This is a genomic window from Aquimarina discodermiae (assembly GCF_040786235.1).
In the GTDB taxonomy this organism is placed as follows: Bacteria; Bacteroidota; Bacteroidia; order Flavobacteriales; family Flavobacteriaceae; genus Aquimarina.
This window is the reverse complement of record NZ_JBFMKP010000007.1, coordinates 44,736-61,304: the sequence shown is the minus strand read 5'-3', so window position 1 is coordinate 61,304 and position 16,569 is coordinate 44,736. Positions and strand designations below refer to the sequence as shown.

12 protein-coding genes and 1 other RNA gene are annotated in these 16,569 nt (G+C 33.7%); 8 read left to right on the top strand and 5 right to left on the bottom strand.

Annotated elements, in window-relative coordinates:
* The first annotated feature begins 111 nt into the window (after positions 1-111).
* From rnpB to bshA, 4 genes are all read left to right on the top strand, one after another.
* Positions 112-421, top strand: an RNA gene (gene rnpB, locus ABW636_RS05880) — RNase P RNA component class A.
* A 323-nt stretch (positions 422-744) separates the two neighbouring features.
* Positions 745-1,572, top strand: coding sequence for a hypothetical protein (locus ABW636_RS05875; RefSeq protein WP_367589027.1), 828 nt, complete (start codon positions 745-747; stop codon positions 1,570-1,572).
* A 68-nt stretch (positions 1,573-1,640) separates the two neighbouring features.
* Entirely contained in the window at positions 1,641-2,045 is a 405-nt protein-coding gene (locus ABW636_RS05870; RefSeq protein WP_367589026.1) for a hypothetical protein, read from the top strand.
* 60 nt (positions 2,046-2,105) lie between these two features.
* Entirely contained in the window at positions 2,106-3,233 is a 1,128-nt protein-coding gene (gene bshA / locus ABW636_RS05865) for an N-acetyl-alpha-D-glucosaminyl L-malate synthase BshA (protein WP_367589025.1), read from the top strand.
* 31 nt (positions 3,234-3,264) lie between these two features.
* On the opposite strand, the gene ABW636_RS05860 is transcribed toward bshA, so the two are convergent.
* Both ABW636_RS05860 and ABW636_RS05855 read right to left on the bottom strand, forming a co-directional pair.
* Positions 3,265-3,753, bottom strand: coding sequence for a putative outer membrane beta-barrel protein (locus ABW636_RS05860; protein WP_367589024.1), 489 nt, complete (start codon positions 3,751-3,753; stop codon positions 3,265-3,267).
* Positions 3,754-3,843: 90 nt separating this feature from the next.
* The gene (locus ABW636_RS05855; RefSeq protein WP_367589023.1) at positions 3,844-4,656 is read right to left on the bottom strand and encodes a DUF1338 domain-containing protein; all 813 of its coding nucleotides are present in this window, start codon (positions 4,654-4,656) and stop codon (positions 3,844-3,846) included.
* A gap of 136 nt (positions 4,657-4,792) precedes the next feature.
* On the opposite strand from ABW636_RS05855, the gene ABW636_RS05850 reads away from it, so the two are divergent.
* Both ABW636_RS05850 and ABW636_RS05845 read left to right on the top strand, forming a co-directional pair.
* Positions 4,793-5,305, top strand: a complete 513-nt coding sequence (locus ABW636_RS05850) for an Lrp/AsnC family transcriptional regulator (protein ID WP_367589022.1) — start codon at positions 4,793-4,795, stop codon at positions 5,303-5,305.
* Entirely contained in the window at positions 5,292-8,213 is a 2,922-nt protein-coding gene (locus ABW636_RS05845; protein ID WP_367589021.1) for an FAD-binding and (Fe-S)-binding domain-containing protein, read from the top strand. The genes ABW636_RS05850 and ABW636_RS05845 overlap by 14 nt, the downstream gene beginning before the upstream one ends.
* 80 nt (positions 8,214-8,293) lie before the next feature.
* Here the strand turns inward: ABW636_RS05845 and ABW636_RS05840 are convergent, their stop codons facing one another.
* Complete coding sequence (locus tag ABW636_RS05840; RefSeq protein ID WP_367589020.1) at positions 8,294-9,157, bottom strand: hypothetical protein; 864 nt, start codon at positions 9,155-9,157, stop codon at positions 8,294-8,296.
* A gap of 22 nt (positions 9,158-9,179) precedes the next feature.
* Positions 9,180-9,875 carry an Ig-like domain-containing protein gene (locus ABW636_RS05835; RefSeq protein WP_367589019.1) on the bottom strand — a complete coding sequence of 232 codons (696 nt, stop codon included), beginning with the start codon at positions 9,873-9,875 and terminating at the stop codon, positions 9,180-9,182.
* A gap of 350 nt (positions 9,876-10,225) precedes the next feature.
* Between ABW636_RS05835 and ABW636_RS05830 the strand changes: the two genes are divergently transcribed.
* Positions 10,226-12,226, top strand: coding sequence for a M57 family metalloprotease (locus ABW636_RS05830; RefSeq protein ID WP_367589018.1), 2,001 nt, complete (start codon positions 10,226-10,228; stop codon positions 12,224-12,226).
* A 94-nt stretch (positions 12,227-12,320) separates the two neighbouring features.
* Here ABW636_RS05830 and ABW636_RS05825 read toward each other — a convergent pair whose 3' ends face one another.
* On the bottom strand, positions 12,321-14,720 hold the full coding sequence (locus ABW636_RS05825) for a TonB-dependent receptor (RefSeq protein ID WP_367589017.1): 2,400 nt from the start codon (positions 14,718-14,720) through the stop codon (positions 12,321-12,323).
* Positions 14,721-14,977: 257 nt separating this feature from the next.
* Here ABW636_RS05825 and ABW636_RS05820 point away from each other — a divergent pair, with 257 nt between their 5' ends.
* Positions 14,978-16,567 carry a histidine kinase gene (locus tag ABW636_RS05820; RefSeq protein ID WP_367589016.1) on the top strand — a complete coding sequence of 530 codons (1,590 nt, stop codon included), beginning with the start codon at positions 14,978-14,980 and terminating at the stop codon, positions 16,565-16,567.
* Positions 16,568-16,569 lie beyond the last annotated feature (2 nt).

Here is a 16,569-nt window from a genome sequence, read left to right as displayed (position 1 = left end):
TTATTTATGAAAAGACCGTTTTTAGCGGTCTTTTTTTATTGGTGATTTAAAATATCTTATAACAGTTACTATATTTTGCAAAATCCATGTTAATTATCCTATTTTTGCAAAAAAGCAGATCACCTTATCGCTGTCTGTTGATCAGAGAGAGGAAAGTCCGGACACCATAGTGCAGTATAGCGGGTAACGCCCGTCCGTCGTGAGGCGAGGACAAGTGCAGCAGAAAGTATGTACAGGTAATGCTGTAGTGAAACCAGGTAAACTCTATACGGTGCAACGCCATGTAAACCAGCTTTTGAGAATTGCGCGTTCGATGTTGGAGGGTAGGCGGTTTGAACTAATAAGTAATTATTGGTCTAGATAAATGATAAGGGTTCTGATCTATCAGAAAACAGAATCCGGCTTATGATCTGCTTTTTTATTTTGTTTGGTATGTTGTTTGATTGTCCTTGACAAACACATCATCATGAAAATTATTACGCAAGTACTCTTTTTGTTATTTTCCAGATCAAACTAAATTGTTTTACTGCTATATATTTCCACTTACATATAGTAGAAACCTAGATTTGTATTGAAGGTTCTATTACAGTACTTAAAATAGAGTGAATTAAGGAATTATAAGTTATTGAGTGAAGATAGACGATTATTAACAATAAGTTTTTCTAAAAACTTAGCTAATCTATGAGTCATCAGAATGATATGAGTTGGTATTTTTATATATTTACTTTCTCTTAATTCCACTAAATGAAAATTATAAAACCTGGTATTTTTTGGACAATTCTAATAGGAATATTAGGATTTGTTATTACCATCTATTTTACGATATTTTATAGTCGTGATAGAGAACCTGTATATGTTTCTAAATATGCGCCATCAGCTATTTTTAATAAAAATATATCTACTGAAAATATAAAGGTTATCACTTCTGATTCTTCTGTTATTAATGATAATATTTATGTAACAAATCTTATTTTGTGGAATCGTGGAGAATTAGAAATTAAAAAATCGGATGTGAGGAAAGATTTTTTAATAAAGATGAATGGTGGAGGTAAAATATTGGATCATAAAATTGTAAAACAAAATGATGCAAATGTAAGTAATTTTAGAATTATTGAAAAAGAGGAAGGGCTTTTGATTGATTGGGATTATTTTGACCCAAAATTTGGTTTAGAAATTCAAGTTATTTATTCAGGAAATAAAAGTTCAAAATTAATAATTGACGGTTATGTTTTAGGTAATATGGTAGAAGAAATTGATTCCAACTACGCCTTAAATGATATTGATAAAAATAAAAATCAAATATTAATTATTGCAATATTAGGATTAACGGCAATGTTTTTATTAGGGTATATAATATATAGACAACAAGAAACCAATAAATTACTGTGGAATAAAAATATTGAACTAAGAATAGAGAATGGTGAATTATCAAGTGATGATGCTAGTGAATTAGATGATATCAAAAAACAAAATTACTCAAATTTTAATTTTTATATTATCTTGACTTTATCTGTTATACTTATTGGTTCTGTTTTCTATTATCATAATTATATGAATACTCCACCTTTTTAAAAAATGATCAAGATATAGAATCTTTAGTGTAAACTTTTGAGCCCCTACCTGAGACTTCTTTTAATTTTATGTTTGCGCAAAATTCTATTCTGGTTAGAAAGGAACTATATGGCAGATGGGGAGTAGAACGTGATATTAATGATCCGTCAAAATTGTACCTGATTAACTCTGGTTTTTCGAGGGCTATAATTGAAAAAGGAGTAGAATTTTTTATTGGAGAGTTCACAGATAAAAAGAAGATTAAATTCTTTTCTCTTATATCTCCTCAAAAGAAGCAACGTCACAGATGTGGCAATGATCATTCGAGAAAACATAATAGAGGCTCTAGTAAGAAAGAAGCTGTTTGGTATTATAATGAGAATACAGGGATTTTAACGATTTTAGACTCAAAATTTTTAGGAGGTACTTTGTTTATGGTAGAAAAGATAAATTCTTTTGAGTTAGTTTTGACAAAAATTGAAAAGGATTTTTAAAATTACTTTAACAGCGAGTAATGACAATTTTCTTGTAACTTGTACCCAAAAAGTAAGCGTATGAAAATAGCTATCGTCTGTTACCCAACTTTTGGGGGTAGTGGTGTTGTAGCCACAGAATTGGGTATTGCCTTGTCCAAATTAAACCATGAAGTACATTTTATAACCTATAAACAGCCGGTACGCTTAAACCTTTTAAGTACAAATATCCATTTTCACGAGGTAAATGTTCCAGATTACCCTTTATTTCATTACCAACCTTATGAATTAGCATTGTCTAGTAAATTAGTGGATACGGTAAAAAAATACAAGATCGATGTTTTGCATGTGCATTATGCGATACCACATGCATATGCAGGGTATATGGCCAAAAAAATGCTGGAAGAAGAAGGGATTTATATCCCAATGGTAACCACATTGCATGGTACTGATATCACTCTGGTAGGAAATCACCCGTTTTATAAGCCAGCTGTTACCTTTAGTATTAATAAAAGTGATGTAGTTACTTCTGTTTCTCAGAGCCTAAAAGATGACACTTTACGTTTATTTGATATCAAAGGAAATATAGAAGTGGTTCCTAATTTTATAGATGTTGGTATCAGACAGACAAGTTTTACCGATTGCCAGCGTGAGTTGATGGCAACACCAGAAGAACGAATTGTAACTCATATTAGTAATTTTAGAGCTGTAAAACGTATTACTGATGTGGTGGATATTTTTTATACCATACAAAAAGAGATACCTGCTAAATTATTAATGGTAGGAGAAGGACCAGAACGAGAACCAGCAGAGCAAAAATGTAAAGAACTAGGCATAAAAGACAAAGTAATCTTCTTAGGTAATAGTAATGAGATTGATAAAGTATTGTGCTTTTCTGATTTGTTTTTATTGCCTTCAGAACGTGAAAGTTTTGGTTTGGCAGCACTCGAAGCAATGGTTAATAAAGTACCGGTAATATCGAGTAATGCAGGGGGAATCCCCGAAGTAAATAATCAAGGTGTTTCAGGATATTTGAGTAATGTTGGTGATGTAAAAGAAATGTCAGAAAATGCTATTAAGATTTTAAAAGACGATATAACTCTGGAGCGTTTTAAACAAAATGCTTATAATGAAGCGAGAAAATTTGATGTAAATGAAATCGTTCCTAAGTATATTGCTATTTACCAGGAGGCGTTAGCAATGGCTTAGGAACGATCTCTATATTTTTAGTAATATTTGATTAGAATTGATAACGAACTCCTAAACCGATATCAAAATCTAAATCATCATTAACATCGCCAAAACCTATTTCTGGTCTTAAATCTAATGAGATTAGTATTGGAATGTCAAAGTTGTATTCGATACCAATATCACCTGCAAGAAAGAAGTAACTATCGCTACTGTCATTAAATACAGTATCGTTATCATAATCGATTAATCCGATTCCTCCACCAGGACCAACGTACCAGTTAAATCCTTTGTCAAGATTAAATACCCATTGGTAAATTGCGGCAATTTTTATGGCATTTCCAAAGTCAAAATCTCTCCATCCCAAATCAAATTCTAACCGATTGTTATCGGTTAATCCTCTCTGGTATGAAATCTCAGCTCCAAAACCATCATTGTCTCCAAATCGAATACCTAAAGCATTTTTAGAAAACTCTTGGGAGTGCATGGTACTTATTGTACCTAATAGTAAAGCTGCGAAAATTAAAACACGTTTTAACATAAGTGAATAGTTTAAAGTTTGATTCCCGAATATAACGTCACAAAACTTCTATTGTGCATCAATGAGTCTTAAATTTTTGTTAATATTAAGCTAGTTCTGTTGTAATTTCATGTCGGTACTCTCGAATATTTTATCTGCAGAACCGGCTATAAAACCTGTGAAAATTCTCTGATTATCATTTAGATATCGATAAGAAAACTCATAGTAGCAAGAGGTGATTTCTTCGGTACTTTCCTCAAATTTTACTTTAACTACATCAGCCAGAATACTTGATTGTTCAAGTAATTGTTCAGGAGATCCTTTAATTTCTCCACCAGAGGTGTTCATTACAAAACCTTGCTCCTTCAAAAATGTATTTACTTCATTAAGTGTACTAAAGGTTTTAAGTTTATTTACATCTACTGTAAAATGGTTAGAACAAAAACCATTAACATATAACCATGCTGCATACTCAGATTCCTTAAGAAGTCTTTTGTAAGTGGTATACGAAGGTGTATTCCAGATACGACCCTGTAATAGTAAATCATTTTGGGATAAAGTATCAGTATCTGTTTGGTCTAAAATACTACCAATAATTTCTTGTAATTCGTTAGACAATTCTTCTAGTAACAATTCACTAATAAAAATTTTTGGCGCATCTGTATCGGTTGTATGTTCAAAATGTTTAGCATATAACTTTTTGGTTTTAAAATGATACTCGCCTTTAGCTTCGTATCCCATTTTTATAAAAGGACGAGCCAACACATCAATTCCTACTCTTGGATCATTAAATGTTCTAATCGCAATGTGATCATTAAACACTTTGTTACCTTCTGCTTCTAATAAAGATTTTACTTTCTCTGCAGAGGGGGTTTTTGCAGAATATTGTTTCCAAAGCTCCTCAAAAAAATACGTTAAATTCATCTTTAATATGTTTTGATATATTACAAAATTATTATTTTTGACTATTATAGATACTTTTTTTAGTGTATTTAATTTTTAATAAACATTTTTTGTGTCATATTGATTTTGTCTTGCTTCTTAATTATCATTTTGACACATGATTTTTAATTTTTTTAGTGCTATGAGTCATTTTGATTATATCGACCAACAAATCCTTTTGCAAATTAGAGAAGATGCTAGAAAACCGTTCTCGCAAATAGCAGAAGATCTTAAAATATCTAACTCTTTGGTACACCAAAGAATTAAGAAATTGAAGGAAAATAAAGTCATCCATAAAGCAGAGTTTATGGTCAATGAAGGTCGTATTGGTTATAAAACCAAATCTTATGTGGGGATTAGGCTTAAAGAAGCAAGGTTTGCTGCAGAAGTGGTAGAGGGGCTTAAAAAAATTCCAGAAATATTAGAATGTAATTATGTTTCGGGACAATATGCTATCTTCTTTCTTATTTTTGCCTACGATAATCAACATTTAAGACGTATCCTATACGATCAGGTACATCAGATAGAAGGGGTAGCAGGAACCGATAGTTTTATTTGTTTTGATACTAATTTTAGAAGACAAGTATCATTAGATTCTTTAGGAAAGAAAAATACATATGAAGGACAATAAGGTACTGAATGGTTTAAAGAACCAATTAGAGGGCGAGTTACAGTTTGATGTATTGACCACATCTATATATGCAACAGATGCTTCTGTATATCGTAGAGTTCCCCTGGCAGTTGCTTTTCCAAAATCAAAGAATGATATAAAAAAACTGATAACATTTGCATCAGAACATGCTATTGGGCTAATCCCGAGAACAGCGGGAACCTCGTTAGCAGGGCAATGTGTAGGAGATGGTATCGTAGTTGATGTTTCTAAGTATTTTACCAGGATCATTGCTGTAGATAAGATAAAGAAGACAGTGACTTTAGAGCCCGGGGTAATACGTGATGATTTAAATCGGTATCTTAAACCGTATGGTTTGTTTTTTGGACCCAATACCTCTACTTCGAATCGCTGTATGATAGGAGGGATGATTGGTAATAACAGTAGTGGTACCACATCGATTCAGTACGGAGTGACAAGAGATAAGGTCGTAGCTTTACACACGCTGTTGTCTGATGGGAGCGAAGTAGTTTTTTCTGATGTTTCTAAAGAAGAGTTTAAAGCTAAAAGAGATCTGGGTACTTTAGAAGGTGATATTTATCGATCTATTTATGAGGAACTTTCTCCTGAAACTGTTCAGCAACAAATAATTGCTAATTTCCCTAAACCAGAAATCCATCGACGTAATACGGGGTATGCTATTGATGAGTTAATTAAGTCAGAAGTATTTGCAGATACAGCTATTCCTTTTTCTATGTGTGATTTGCTTTCGGGTAGTGAAGGTACTTTGGCTTTTACTACACAGGTTACTTTACAATTAGACGATTTACCACCCGAAGAGTCTGTTATGGTTGCAGCGCATTTTAAATCGATCGATGATTGTCTTAATGCAGTAGCCCCTGTAATGCAACATCCCTTATTTACCTGCGAAATGATGGATAAAACCATTTTGGATTGTACCAAAAATAATACAGAGCAACTTAAGAATCGATTTTTTATAGAAGAAGATCCAGAAGCCATTTTAATGCTCGAATTAAGAGCTGATATAAAAGATGACTTATTACAACAAGAAAGAGCTTTATTAAAAACACTGAATGATTCTGGACTAAGTTATGCCACCCCTATTTTAAGAGGGAACGATATTGATAAAGCCTTAGAACTACGTAAAGCTGGTTTAGGGTTGTTGGGTAATATTGTAGGAGATAAGAAGGCAGTAGCCTGTATAGAGGATACGGCAGTTGCGATACCTGATCTAGCCAACTACATATCAGAGTTTTCTGATGTTATGAAGCAATATGACCAACAGGCTGTATATTATGCGCATGCTGGGGCCGGAGAGATTCATTTACGTCCAATCTTAGATCTTAAGAAAAGCGAAGATGTGGTCTTGTTTAAAAAAATAACAGATGATGTGGCCACATTGGTAAAGAAATATAAGGGTTCGATGAGTGGAGAACATGGTGATGGTATTGTAAGAGCAAGCTATATCCCATTTATGATAGGAGAGGAGAATTATACTATCATAAAACAAATTAAAGACGTTTTTGACCCACAACATATTTTTAATCCGGGTAAAATTGTGAACGCTTATCCTATGGATAAGCAATTGCGATATGAAGTAGATCGAAAAGAACCAGAAATTGATACATTACTTGATTTTACAGACTCCCAGGGGATCTTAAGAGCTACCGAAAAATGTAATGGTAGCGGTGATTGTCGTAAATCTGTAGCAGCAGGAGGAACCATGTGTCCTAGTTATCGCGCAACCAAAGACGAAAAGGATACTACAAGAGGTAGGGCCAATGCATTGCGTGAAATTTTGACCAACAATCAAAATAAAAACAAATTTGATAGTAGCGAGCTAAAAGAGGTTTTTGATCTTTGTGTAAGCTGTAAAGGGTGTTCTGGAGAATGTCCTTCTAATGTAGATGTAGCCACGCTAAAAGCCGAGTTCGAATATCAATATCAAAAAGAACATGGTGTCTCACTACGTACAAAACTATTTGCATATAATAATAAGTTAAATTCTCTGGGGGGAATTACACCAGGATTAACCAATTTTTTATTTAGAAATAAATTAACCTCTGGGATCCTTAAATCTACGCTAAAAGTAGCCAAAGAACGAGAATTACCCTTATTAAGTAAACAATCCTTGCAAAAATGGTGTAAAAGAAATTTAAAAAATATACAACCCAAATCACCCAAAAAGAGCGTGTACTTTTTTATCGATGAATTTACCAATCATCTGGATGCGCATATCGGTATCGATGCTATCGAGTTATTAACACGATTAGGATATGAAGTAAAAGTAGTAGCTCATAAAGAAAGTGGGAGAACTTTTATTTCAAAAGGATTGTTAGAACAAGCCAAGGTAGTGGCAAATCATAATATTGCTGTTTTTAGTGAGATTGTTAGTTCTGACACTCCGCTAATCGGGTTAGAACCTTCTGCAATTTTAACCTTTAGAGACGAGTACCTACGATTGGCCAATAACCAGGAAAAAGCAAAAAGTATTGCAACTCATACGTATTTGATAGACGAGTTTTTGTTTGCGGAAATCAAACAAGGAAATATAACAACAGATCAGTTTACCCAGGCAGAACAAACCATCAAATTGCATGGGCATTGCCATCAAAAGGCATTATCGGCTGTACAAAATACCTTTGCAGCGTTAAACTTACCCGAGAATTATAAGGTTACTATCATTCCGTCTGGATGTTGCGGGATGGCAGGGTCTTTTGGGTACGAAAAGGAACATTATGAGATAAGTATGCAAATAGGGGAGCAAACTTTGTTTCCTGCAGTAAGAAAAGCAACAGAAAATACTATCATAGCTGCGGTAGGAACTAGTTGCAGACATCAAATCAAGGATGGTACGCAACGAGAATCGTTACACCCGGTGAGTATTCTGAAAAATGCGTTGGTGTAGGTTAAGACTTGAGTTACTATTGTATAAAAAAACTCGGAAAATAGTTCCGAGTTTTTGGTGGTTATTTAGTGGTATACGTATTATTTAATATCTAGAAAAATACCTGCAGATATCGATGGATTGGCATAAATAATTCGTCCGCTCACCGCAGAAGTATATGCAAAAGATACTCCGAGTTTTTTGGTAATATAATAGGCTACTTCACCACCAATACTAGTGTATTCGATATTATTTGCAAAAATACTTCCTTGCGAGTTCTGAGCAGATCGACTTCCGTTTTTAAGAGATTGTACTGCATTAAGACGCCCAATAACCCATAGTTTTTTCTTTAAAAAAGAGATGCCTGTTTCTGCACCCCAGTGCAATTCATCAGAAAAATCCTGTGTACGGTTGTTATATCCAAAATAAGTTTTGGCATATAAGGATAGATCTTTTATCGTAAAAGGTACTCCCAGATCCAATTGAAGCTGTTGGTTAAACTCACCATCTCCGGTCTGAAAACTACCATCAGAACCTCCGGCATCATCCCCGATAGGAATCCCTAGCTTTACGGTTGTAGATAAAGCAACACGACTCTTTTTTAAGATGCCATATCGTATAGCAATATCAGCATCACCAATGTTATTAAAGGCTTCCCCTTCCTGGATAAGTTCATTGATCGTACCCGATATCTGATCATTTTGTGCTACTCTGGTAAAAAAAGGAATATAGGCAATAGCGTCTAATCTATCCGTAATTCCATATTCGCCATAAAAACTTAAATTAAATGTACTTCGGGTCACATTAGGATCAATGGCTCCTGAGTTGGTATAATGTTGATCAGATACCAATAACCAGCTATTTAGTTTATAATATCCTTTATTTTTTCCTTTTGTCCATTGCGCAGTAGTAATTTGCGATACAAAAAGGGTGGCTACAACAAGTAGTATATATTTTAGTTTCATGTGTTAGTTTTACGAATGTATGTTAGTTAATTCTTCCTTCACCTACCTTTACAGAAAAGGGTTTACACCAATACAGTAGGTATTGATATTGGTTTAGTTCTACCTCGGTATCACTAATTTCGTAGGTATGGGCTTCGTTAAAAACAGTGACTGCACCTACTTCATAGGCATCGTTGATAGAGTTGGGATTATTAGTAAGGTATAGATATAACCCCGGTAGGGCAGAACTTGCGGTATAATTATTGGCTACCGATATTCGTATGATATTTTTGCTTAGTACAGATTCCATAACAAAATCTCCCGATAGGGCATAACTACTTGTGGTCATAATAGTACCAGCTCTGGATGGATTATCCAGTACAGTTTCTTCTGCTATCGCTACGGGGCTATGGGTAACTAATGTCTCGCCACCATCGGCTAAAGAAACACTAATGGTTGCTGTTCCGTTCTTAACTCCGGTAGCAAGTCCGGTGGAGGCATCAATGCTTATCGTCGTGGGGTCCGAGCTTTCCCACTGCAATGTTACCTCTTCTTCTTGTCCGATATTATTAAGATAAGTGGCTTCGAATTGATATTCTTCTCCCACTGCCAAAGATACGAGTGGATTATCAATTCGTAAAACAGGATTTACAAAATCATCTATAATATCTTCACCTATACAAGCACTAAAACAAAGTGTTATAATACCTATGTATGCGAGATGTAAACTTTTTTTCATAAGTCGTTTTTTCTAATAAAGTTTGAAAGTTTTTCACTTGGTCGAAAAAAAAATGATTTCATTTCATTCTCTATTTGTTGAAATAAACTCTTTTTTAAAAGGTTAGCTAGTATAGGTGTATATTAACTATAATTGGTTTTTTAACTATTTCGTTATTAAATTTTTATGTTTTTATGCGTCATCCAAAAAGTACACACAACTGGTTTTTAGGGCATGAAATACCTAAAAATATACCGTTTATACATTAAAATATACCTTTTGTGAACTGAAATATGTATTTGGTACAATTTAAGTAAGTAAAAACTTACTTATTATATGTCTTCCGGCGATAATTATTTAAATACAATGTTATGAAAAAAAAATGCTTACTAATGAGCTCTTTTATGCTTGCCACCTTGCTGGGTGTAGTAGTTTCTTGTTCTAAGGATGATGCAATTCCTGCAGAAACCGGGGCTATAGAAAACATCGAATCCAAAGATATTCCTCTAAAGTATGTGGGATTGATTGACGAATTAGTATTAAAAGGTTTTGATGCGAACAGATTTGTTTATAGTGCATCTAGCGATGAAATTATCTATGATGAGGATATCGTTTTTACTACTAAACATTTAATCAAGCCAAAGAATGGACATCGAATTACCCATGGTTTGATTAGCAGAGAAAACTCTAGAAATATTACTTATTTTATAGATACCGATGATGATAATGCATTTCCTTCTAATTATAGAAAACCTTTAAAAAAAGCAATGGAATATTGGAGTAATAAGCACGATAACATTACTATAACCGAGGCTAATACAGCTGCAGAAGCCGATATCGTTTGTTTACACTCTAGTACTATTCCTTCTGTTGCTAGGGCAGAGTTTCCAGCAAATGGTAATGTAGGAAATCGTGTCTATGTAAATAATAATTTTAACACCACTTATACCAAGGAGCAAAACCTAACGCTAATGCTACATGAAGTAGGGCATGCCCTTGGTTTTACACATGCCAATTTGAATAATGGTGGGGGAACGGCAATACCGGGTACGCATGATTTTGCATGGCACCAAACCAATGGTTGCGGGTCTATAATGCGAACACCTGTAAACACATGTAAATGGACCGAAACTGCTACAGATTGGTCTGAGGATGATACTATTGCGATCGATTATATATTTAATGATACCGGTGATGCTGATGGAGACGGGATAAATACAGTAGATGAAGATGGTACAGACACCGACCCTACTAATGACGATACTGATAATGATAATATTCCTAATTACTTAGATACCGATGATGATGGAGATGGTATCCCAACCGCCACAGAAGGAAGTGTATTAGATACCGATAATGATGGTGTACTTAATTATTTAGACAGTGATGATGATGGAGACAGTATTCCAACTGCTATAGAAGGAAGTACTGCAGATACAGATAATGATGGAATTCTTAATTATTTAGACAGGGATGATGATGGAGACGATATTCTAACTGCCACCGAAGGAAATACTGCAGATACAGACAATGATGGTGTACTTAATTATTTAGATAGTGATGATGATGGAGATGGTATCACAACGACTACCGAAGGAAATACTGCAGATACAGACAATGATGGTATACTTAATTATTTAGATAGTGATGATGATGGAGATAATATCCCTACAATTACAGAAGGTAATACTACTGATACTGATAATGACAATGTTGTAAACTATTTGGATGCAGATGATGATAATGATGGTATTCTTACCAGAAATGAAGATGCTAATAATAATAACAATCCTTTAGATGATGATACAGATGATTACGGTACGGCGAATTATTTGGATAAAACAATTTCATTACAGACCTTCACCAATGGTTTTGGGGGTTATACAACACTTAATGACAGTGAAGAACCTAATGGTGTCAATAGTTTTTCTACAGTAAATTGGGGACTTAGATCTACACGTTCTTCTAATTTTGTAAATACTACTGTTTTTAGCGATTGGCTGATAAGTCCTGTACTACAGCTTAGAGCAGGGGATAAGGTAAAATTTAGAGTAGCAGGTATCAACAATGCACAATCTAAGTTTGAATTGCGATTAAGTGCTAGAGGTAACAATCCACGTCTTCCAACTCCAAATAATAATAATGCCAACGAAAATGGAGATTTTACAACCATTCTTTTGGCAGGAGACTCTAACCCAAGTGCTAGTGAAGTTAGATTCTTAAATAATAATAATTGGATCAATTTTGAGGCAACTATCCCGAATAGTGTAGGAAATGTGCGTCGAGATTATAAAATTGCACTAATTCATTATGGTAGTGTAGGACAAGCAAATACTCTAGATGTAGAATATATAGAAGTCGAAGCAGAATAGTAATTTGTTAAATAATTTGACATATAATATCAAATACAAGAAACAGTTCTCAAATTATTTTGATAACTGTTTCTATTTCATAACCAGGGTATGATTAATTTCTATTTCCTCTTCGTGCACGTCTGTCTTCATGCTTAGAATTACCATTAAATCTATAGGCAAAACTTAGAGACCATCGTGCACCGTAACGACTTCGGGTTTGATTCACCAAAAAATCCGTTCCTGTGATTACTTCTCTGGTTTTACGGCTATTAAATACATTACTAGCATTGATCATTAATGTACCGTTATTTTTGAAAAGCCTTTTGCTAATGCCAAAGTTTAAATAAGATATTGCTTTTCTTCTGGTTTGTGCTGTTTTTCGTTCTCCTCTATAATTAAATCGACTCTGAAAGGTAATACCATGTTTTAGTTGTATTCTAGTATTTAATGTAGTATACCATGTGGTATCATCATTATCCAGATTTTGTGTTCCTACAGCTCCTTTTTGTTCAAAAAGATAGGCATTAAAATCGGCATTAAAACCAAGCCATTTTATAGGTTTATATGAAGTAGAAAGCTCAAAACCATAGCGTGTTTCTTTGTCCATATTAATGATTCTACTTATAAAAACATCTGTAGTATTGTCTTGTGTGGTATACCATTGGGTATCATCAGTAGTGTATGAGTAATACACAGAAGGGCTTAAAGTAAAACCATTTCCTTTTTGTAATAGCGATATTTCTATAGCATCTGTAAATGCAGGATCTAATGCTGGGTTTCCGAAAAAACGAACATTAAAATCATCTAATTCAGAAAACGGATTTAATTGCCATAATGATGGGCGGTTAATTCTTTTACTATAATTAGTACTAAATGTAGTGTTTTCACCAAACGCATATCCTAAATTGATCGTAAGAAATAGGTTAGTGTAATTTCTGGTATCATCAAAACTTCCGTTTGCATCTTTAATCCCAATTTTGGTGTCTTCTATCCGCAGACCTAGTAAATAACTAAATTTTCCTGTTTTATTTCTGTATTGTGTATACACTCCCAGGATTTGTTCATCATATTTGATCGCATTGTCCAGATTATCCAATAGTTGAAAACCTTCATTAACCAACTCTTGCGCCATAAAACCATCTTCTACCAATCTGTTTTCATATTTGGCACCCAATTCTATTTGTGAACTTTTACTGATAGGAGTTATAAAGTCTGATTGCATTACGAGATCGTTATTTTTATCGGTAGAGGTGGTTCTGATATTGGCAATAGTATTCATAATAGGAAATTCTTTTTGCGTACGTACATCCCATTTTTTTGTACTGTCCCAAAAATCATATTGCAGATCAAAAGTTAATTTCTTTCCTTGTTTTTTAAAGGTTTTGGTATAATTCATTTCTAATTGATTGTATGATCTTTTTTCTTTAGAATTACCATGGGTTACCAATAGGCTATCCAGTGCATTTTGACCAGAAGAATATCGGTAATCCAAAACTGTTTCATCAGTATCTTCGGTTTCGGCTCTATAAAAAGCAGTAGTTATCGAATTATGTTCATTAAAATAGTAATCAGCACCTACATAAAATAGTCTTCCATCATCATGTCTACTTTGATCTTCTACCTGATTTAGAAAAATAGTGTTGTCATCTCTGGTAGTTTGTTGCACTTTAGAATAATCACCATTATAATCTGTATATCTTCCTCCAACGTTGGCAAATAGATTAATACTATTGGTTTTGTAACTCATACTACCAACAAGTCTATAATCATCTGGAGTACCTACTACCCCTCTTAACTGCCCGGTAAGCCCGCCTTTACGATTTTTTTTAAGAATAATATTAATGATACCGGCAGATCCTGATGCATCATATCTTGCAGATGGTGTTGTAATTACTTCTACACGCTCTACGGTATCTGATGGGATTTGTTCTAATGCCTGAGATGATGTTAAACCAGAACGCCTGCCATTAATCAAGATAGTGACATTACCATTACCTCTTAATTGTATAGCACCAGAAGGGTCTACTGCAACCGAAGGAACATTACCCAATACATCAGTTACAGAACCACTTTGAGATAAAATATCTTTACCTACTTCAAATACCTTTTTGTCTAAGCGTAGAGAAACTTGTGACTTCTCTCCCTGGATAGTTACTGCATCAAGTTCGACGGTTTCTTTTTGTAAGGTAATGGATCCCAAATTTAGTTTTTGACGTATTTCCTTAATTTCAATGGGTAATGAGTATGTCTGAAAACCAGCATAGATAACTTCTAAAATATAATTCCCTACAGGAATTTCTGTAAGTATATAATTTCCTTGTTCATTAGTAATTACACCTTGGATTAGTTTTTGTTCAGTTGTTTTTAGGACGACTGAAGCAAAAGGTAATACATTATTAGTTGATTGTTCTACAATGGTACCATAGATTTCTGCTTCACCTTGTACTCTTTCTTGTGCGGCAATACAAGATACCGCAAACACTAGTAATAGTGTTACTAAAGTTCGTTTCATAACTGTCGTTTTTTGATTGAATGAGGCTAAAGTCGTATATAGTCTGCGTATATGTGGGAAATAATATGTGAACTGCTCTATACCTTGGTAAACAACTCTAAGTTACTCTATCTTTATAGTAATTTTACATCATAATATTTGCTGATAATCGTATGAACCAAAATTTAAAATTGATCTGTCGTCTTCTCTGTATATTTTGTTTGCTATTAATCTCGTCTTGTTATAATTCTTCTTCTTCATATCGTTCTAAAAAACAGGTGGTTTATAAAAAAGGTGATGATCCTACCTGGGCATCAAAAAATATGGATGATACGGATTGGGAAAAAAATGAAGTTCAGATTCAGGGAAATGAAATTTTTTGGGGGAGGAAAGAAGTTGAATTACTTAATACCAATAAACCTTTTAAGTCATTGGGTATTCAAATGGATAGTTTTGGAGAGTATGAGCTGTTCTGGGATGGAGTGATGATTGGTAAAAATGGAAATCCGGGAGAAGAAGATGAAGTAGAAACTAATGGGCATATGTGGGCTATGTTTAGAATTCCGGATTCTTTGGCAGCTAAAGGAACGCATATTTTGGCCATAAGAAAAAGTGTATATCATTATCCAGATTATACCGGTAGATTTCGTTTTTATATAGATGATTATGAATACCTTTTAAGAAATAATCTTATTTGGACTGCTTTTATGCATGTTTTTGCAGGGTTCTTCTTGATAGCATCATTGTATTTTTTCTTCCTTTTTTTAAGTGAAAAAAAAGGAGTTTCTATCCTTATATTTAGTATAAGTTGTTTTCTCTTTTTTGCATTGATTATTATGGAGTATATTAAGTTTTATGTTCCTATACATTATAGTAAACACCATTTAAGACTAGAAGTTATAGGAATGTTGACACTTTGTATTGCTTTTTTAGTACCGTTATATTTTTCACTACAATTTCCTTTTCCCAAAAAGAAAAAACTATTGCTATTATACGCTGGAGTATTGATATTCATTTTTTGTATACAACATGAAAATTATGATCATACTGCTTATAATTTGGCAGTAGCATTGTGGTTTACATCTTGTGCAATCGCAATATATGGGGTGTATAAAAAAATTAGTGGGGCCATTACTGTTTTGGTGATGATACTACTATGCGGATTGATAGATCAGTTTATGTACTATGATTTTAGTCTTTTTATTGGTTTTAGCTTAATTCTATTAGGTATGTTTTATATACTATCGGTTAGAACCAAAGAACAACGATTGGCTTATGAAAATTCATTGGTACAATCTACACGTCTTCGACTAGAACTATTAAAGAAAAATATTCAGCCTCATTTTTTGATGAATACACTTACCTCTTTAATAGATTGGGTAGAAGAATCTCCTAAGCAGGGAGTACAATTTATAGAGGCATTGGCCAAAGAGTTTGATCTTTTTAATCAAATAGAAAATAAAACATTGATCCCAATAACGCAAGAAATCGAGCTTTGTAAAAGTTATTTAAGTATCATGCGATATCGAAAAGAAATCTCTTATTTTTGGGAAGATAATGCTATTGATGATAGCAAAAAAATACCACCCGCTATACTGCATACGTTGGTAGAAAATGGGATTACCCATTGTATTCCTAATCAAGATAGAAGTATTCGTTTTTTACTAACAAATACAATTTCTAATAAAGCCATAACTTATACACTTTCTACCTTTGCTATTCCCAGAGTTACCAACAAACGTTTAAAGGATGGTACAGGCAATAAATATATAAAAGCTAGATTAACTGAAAGTTATGGGGATAAATGGAAGTTTGATACCGAAAAAACGAATACAGGATGGGTAAACACAATTACTATTTATAACTGATT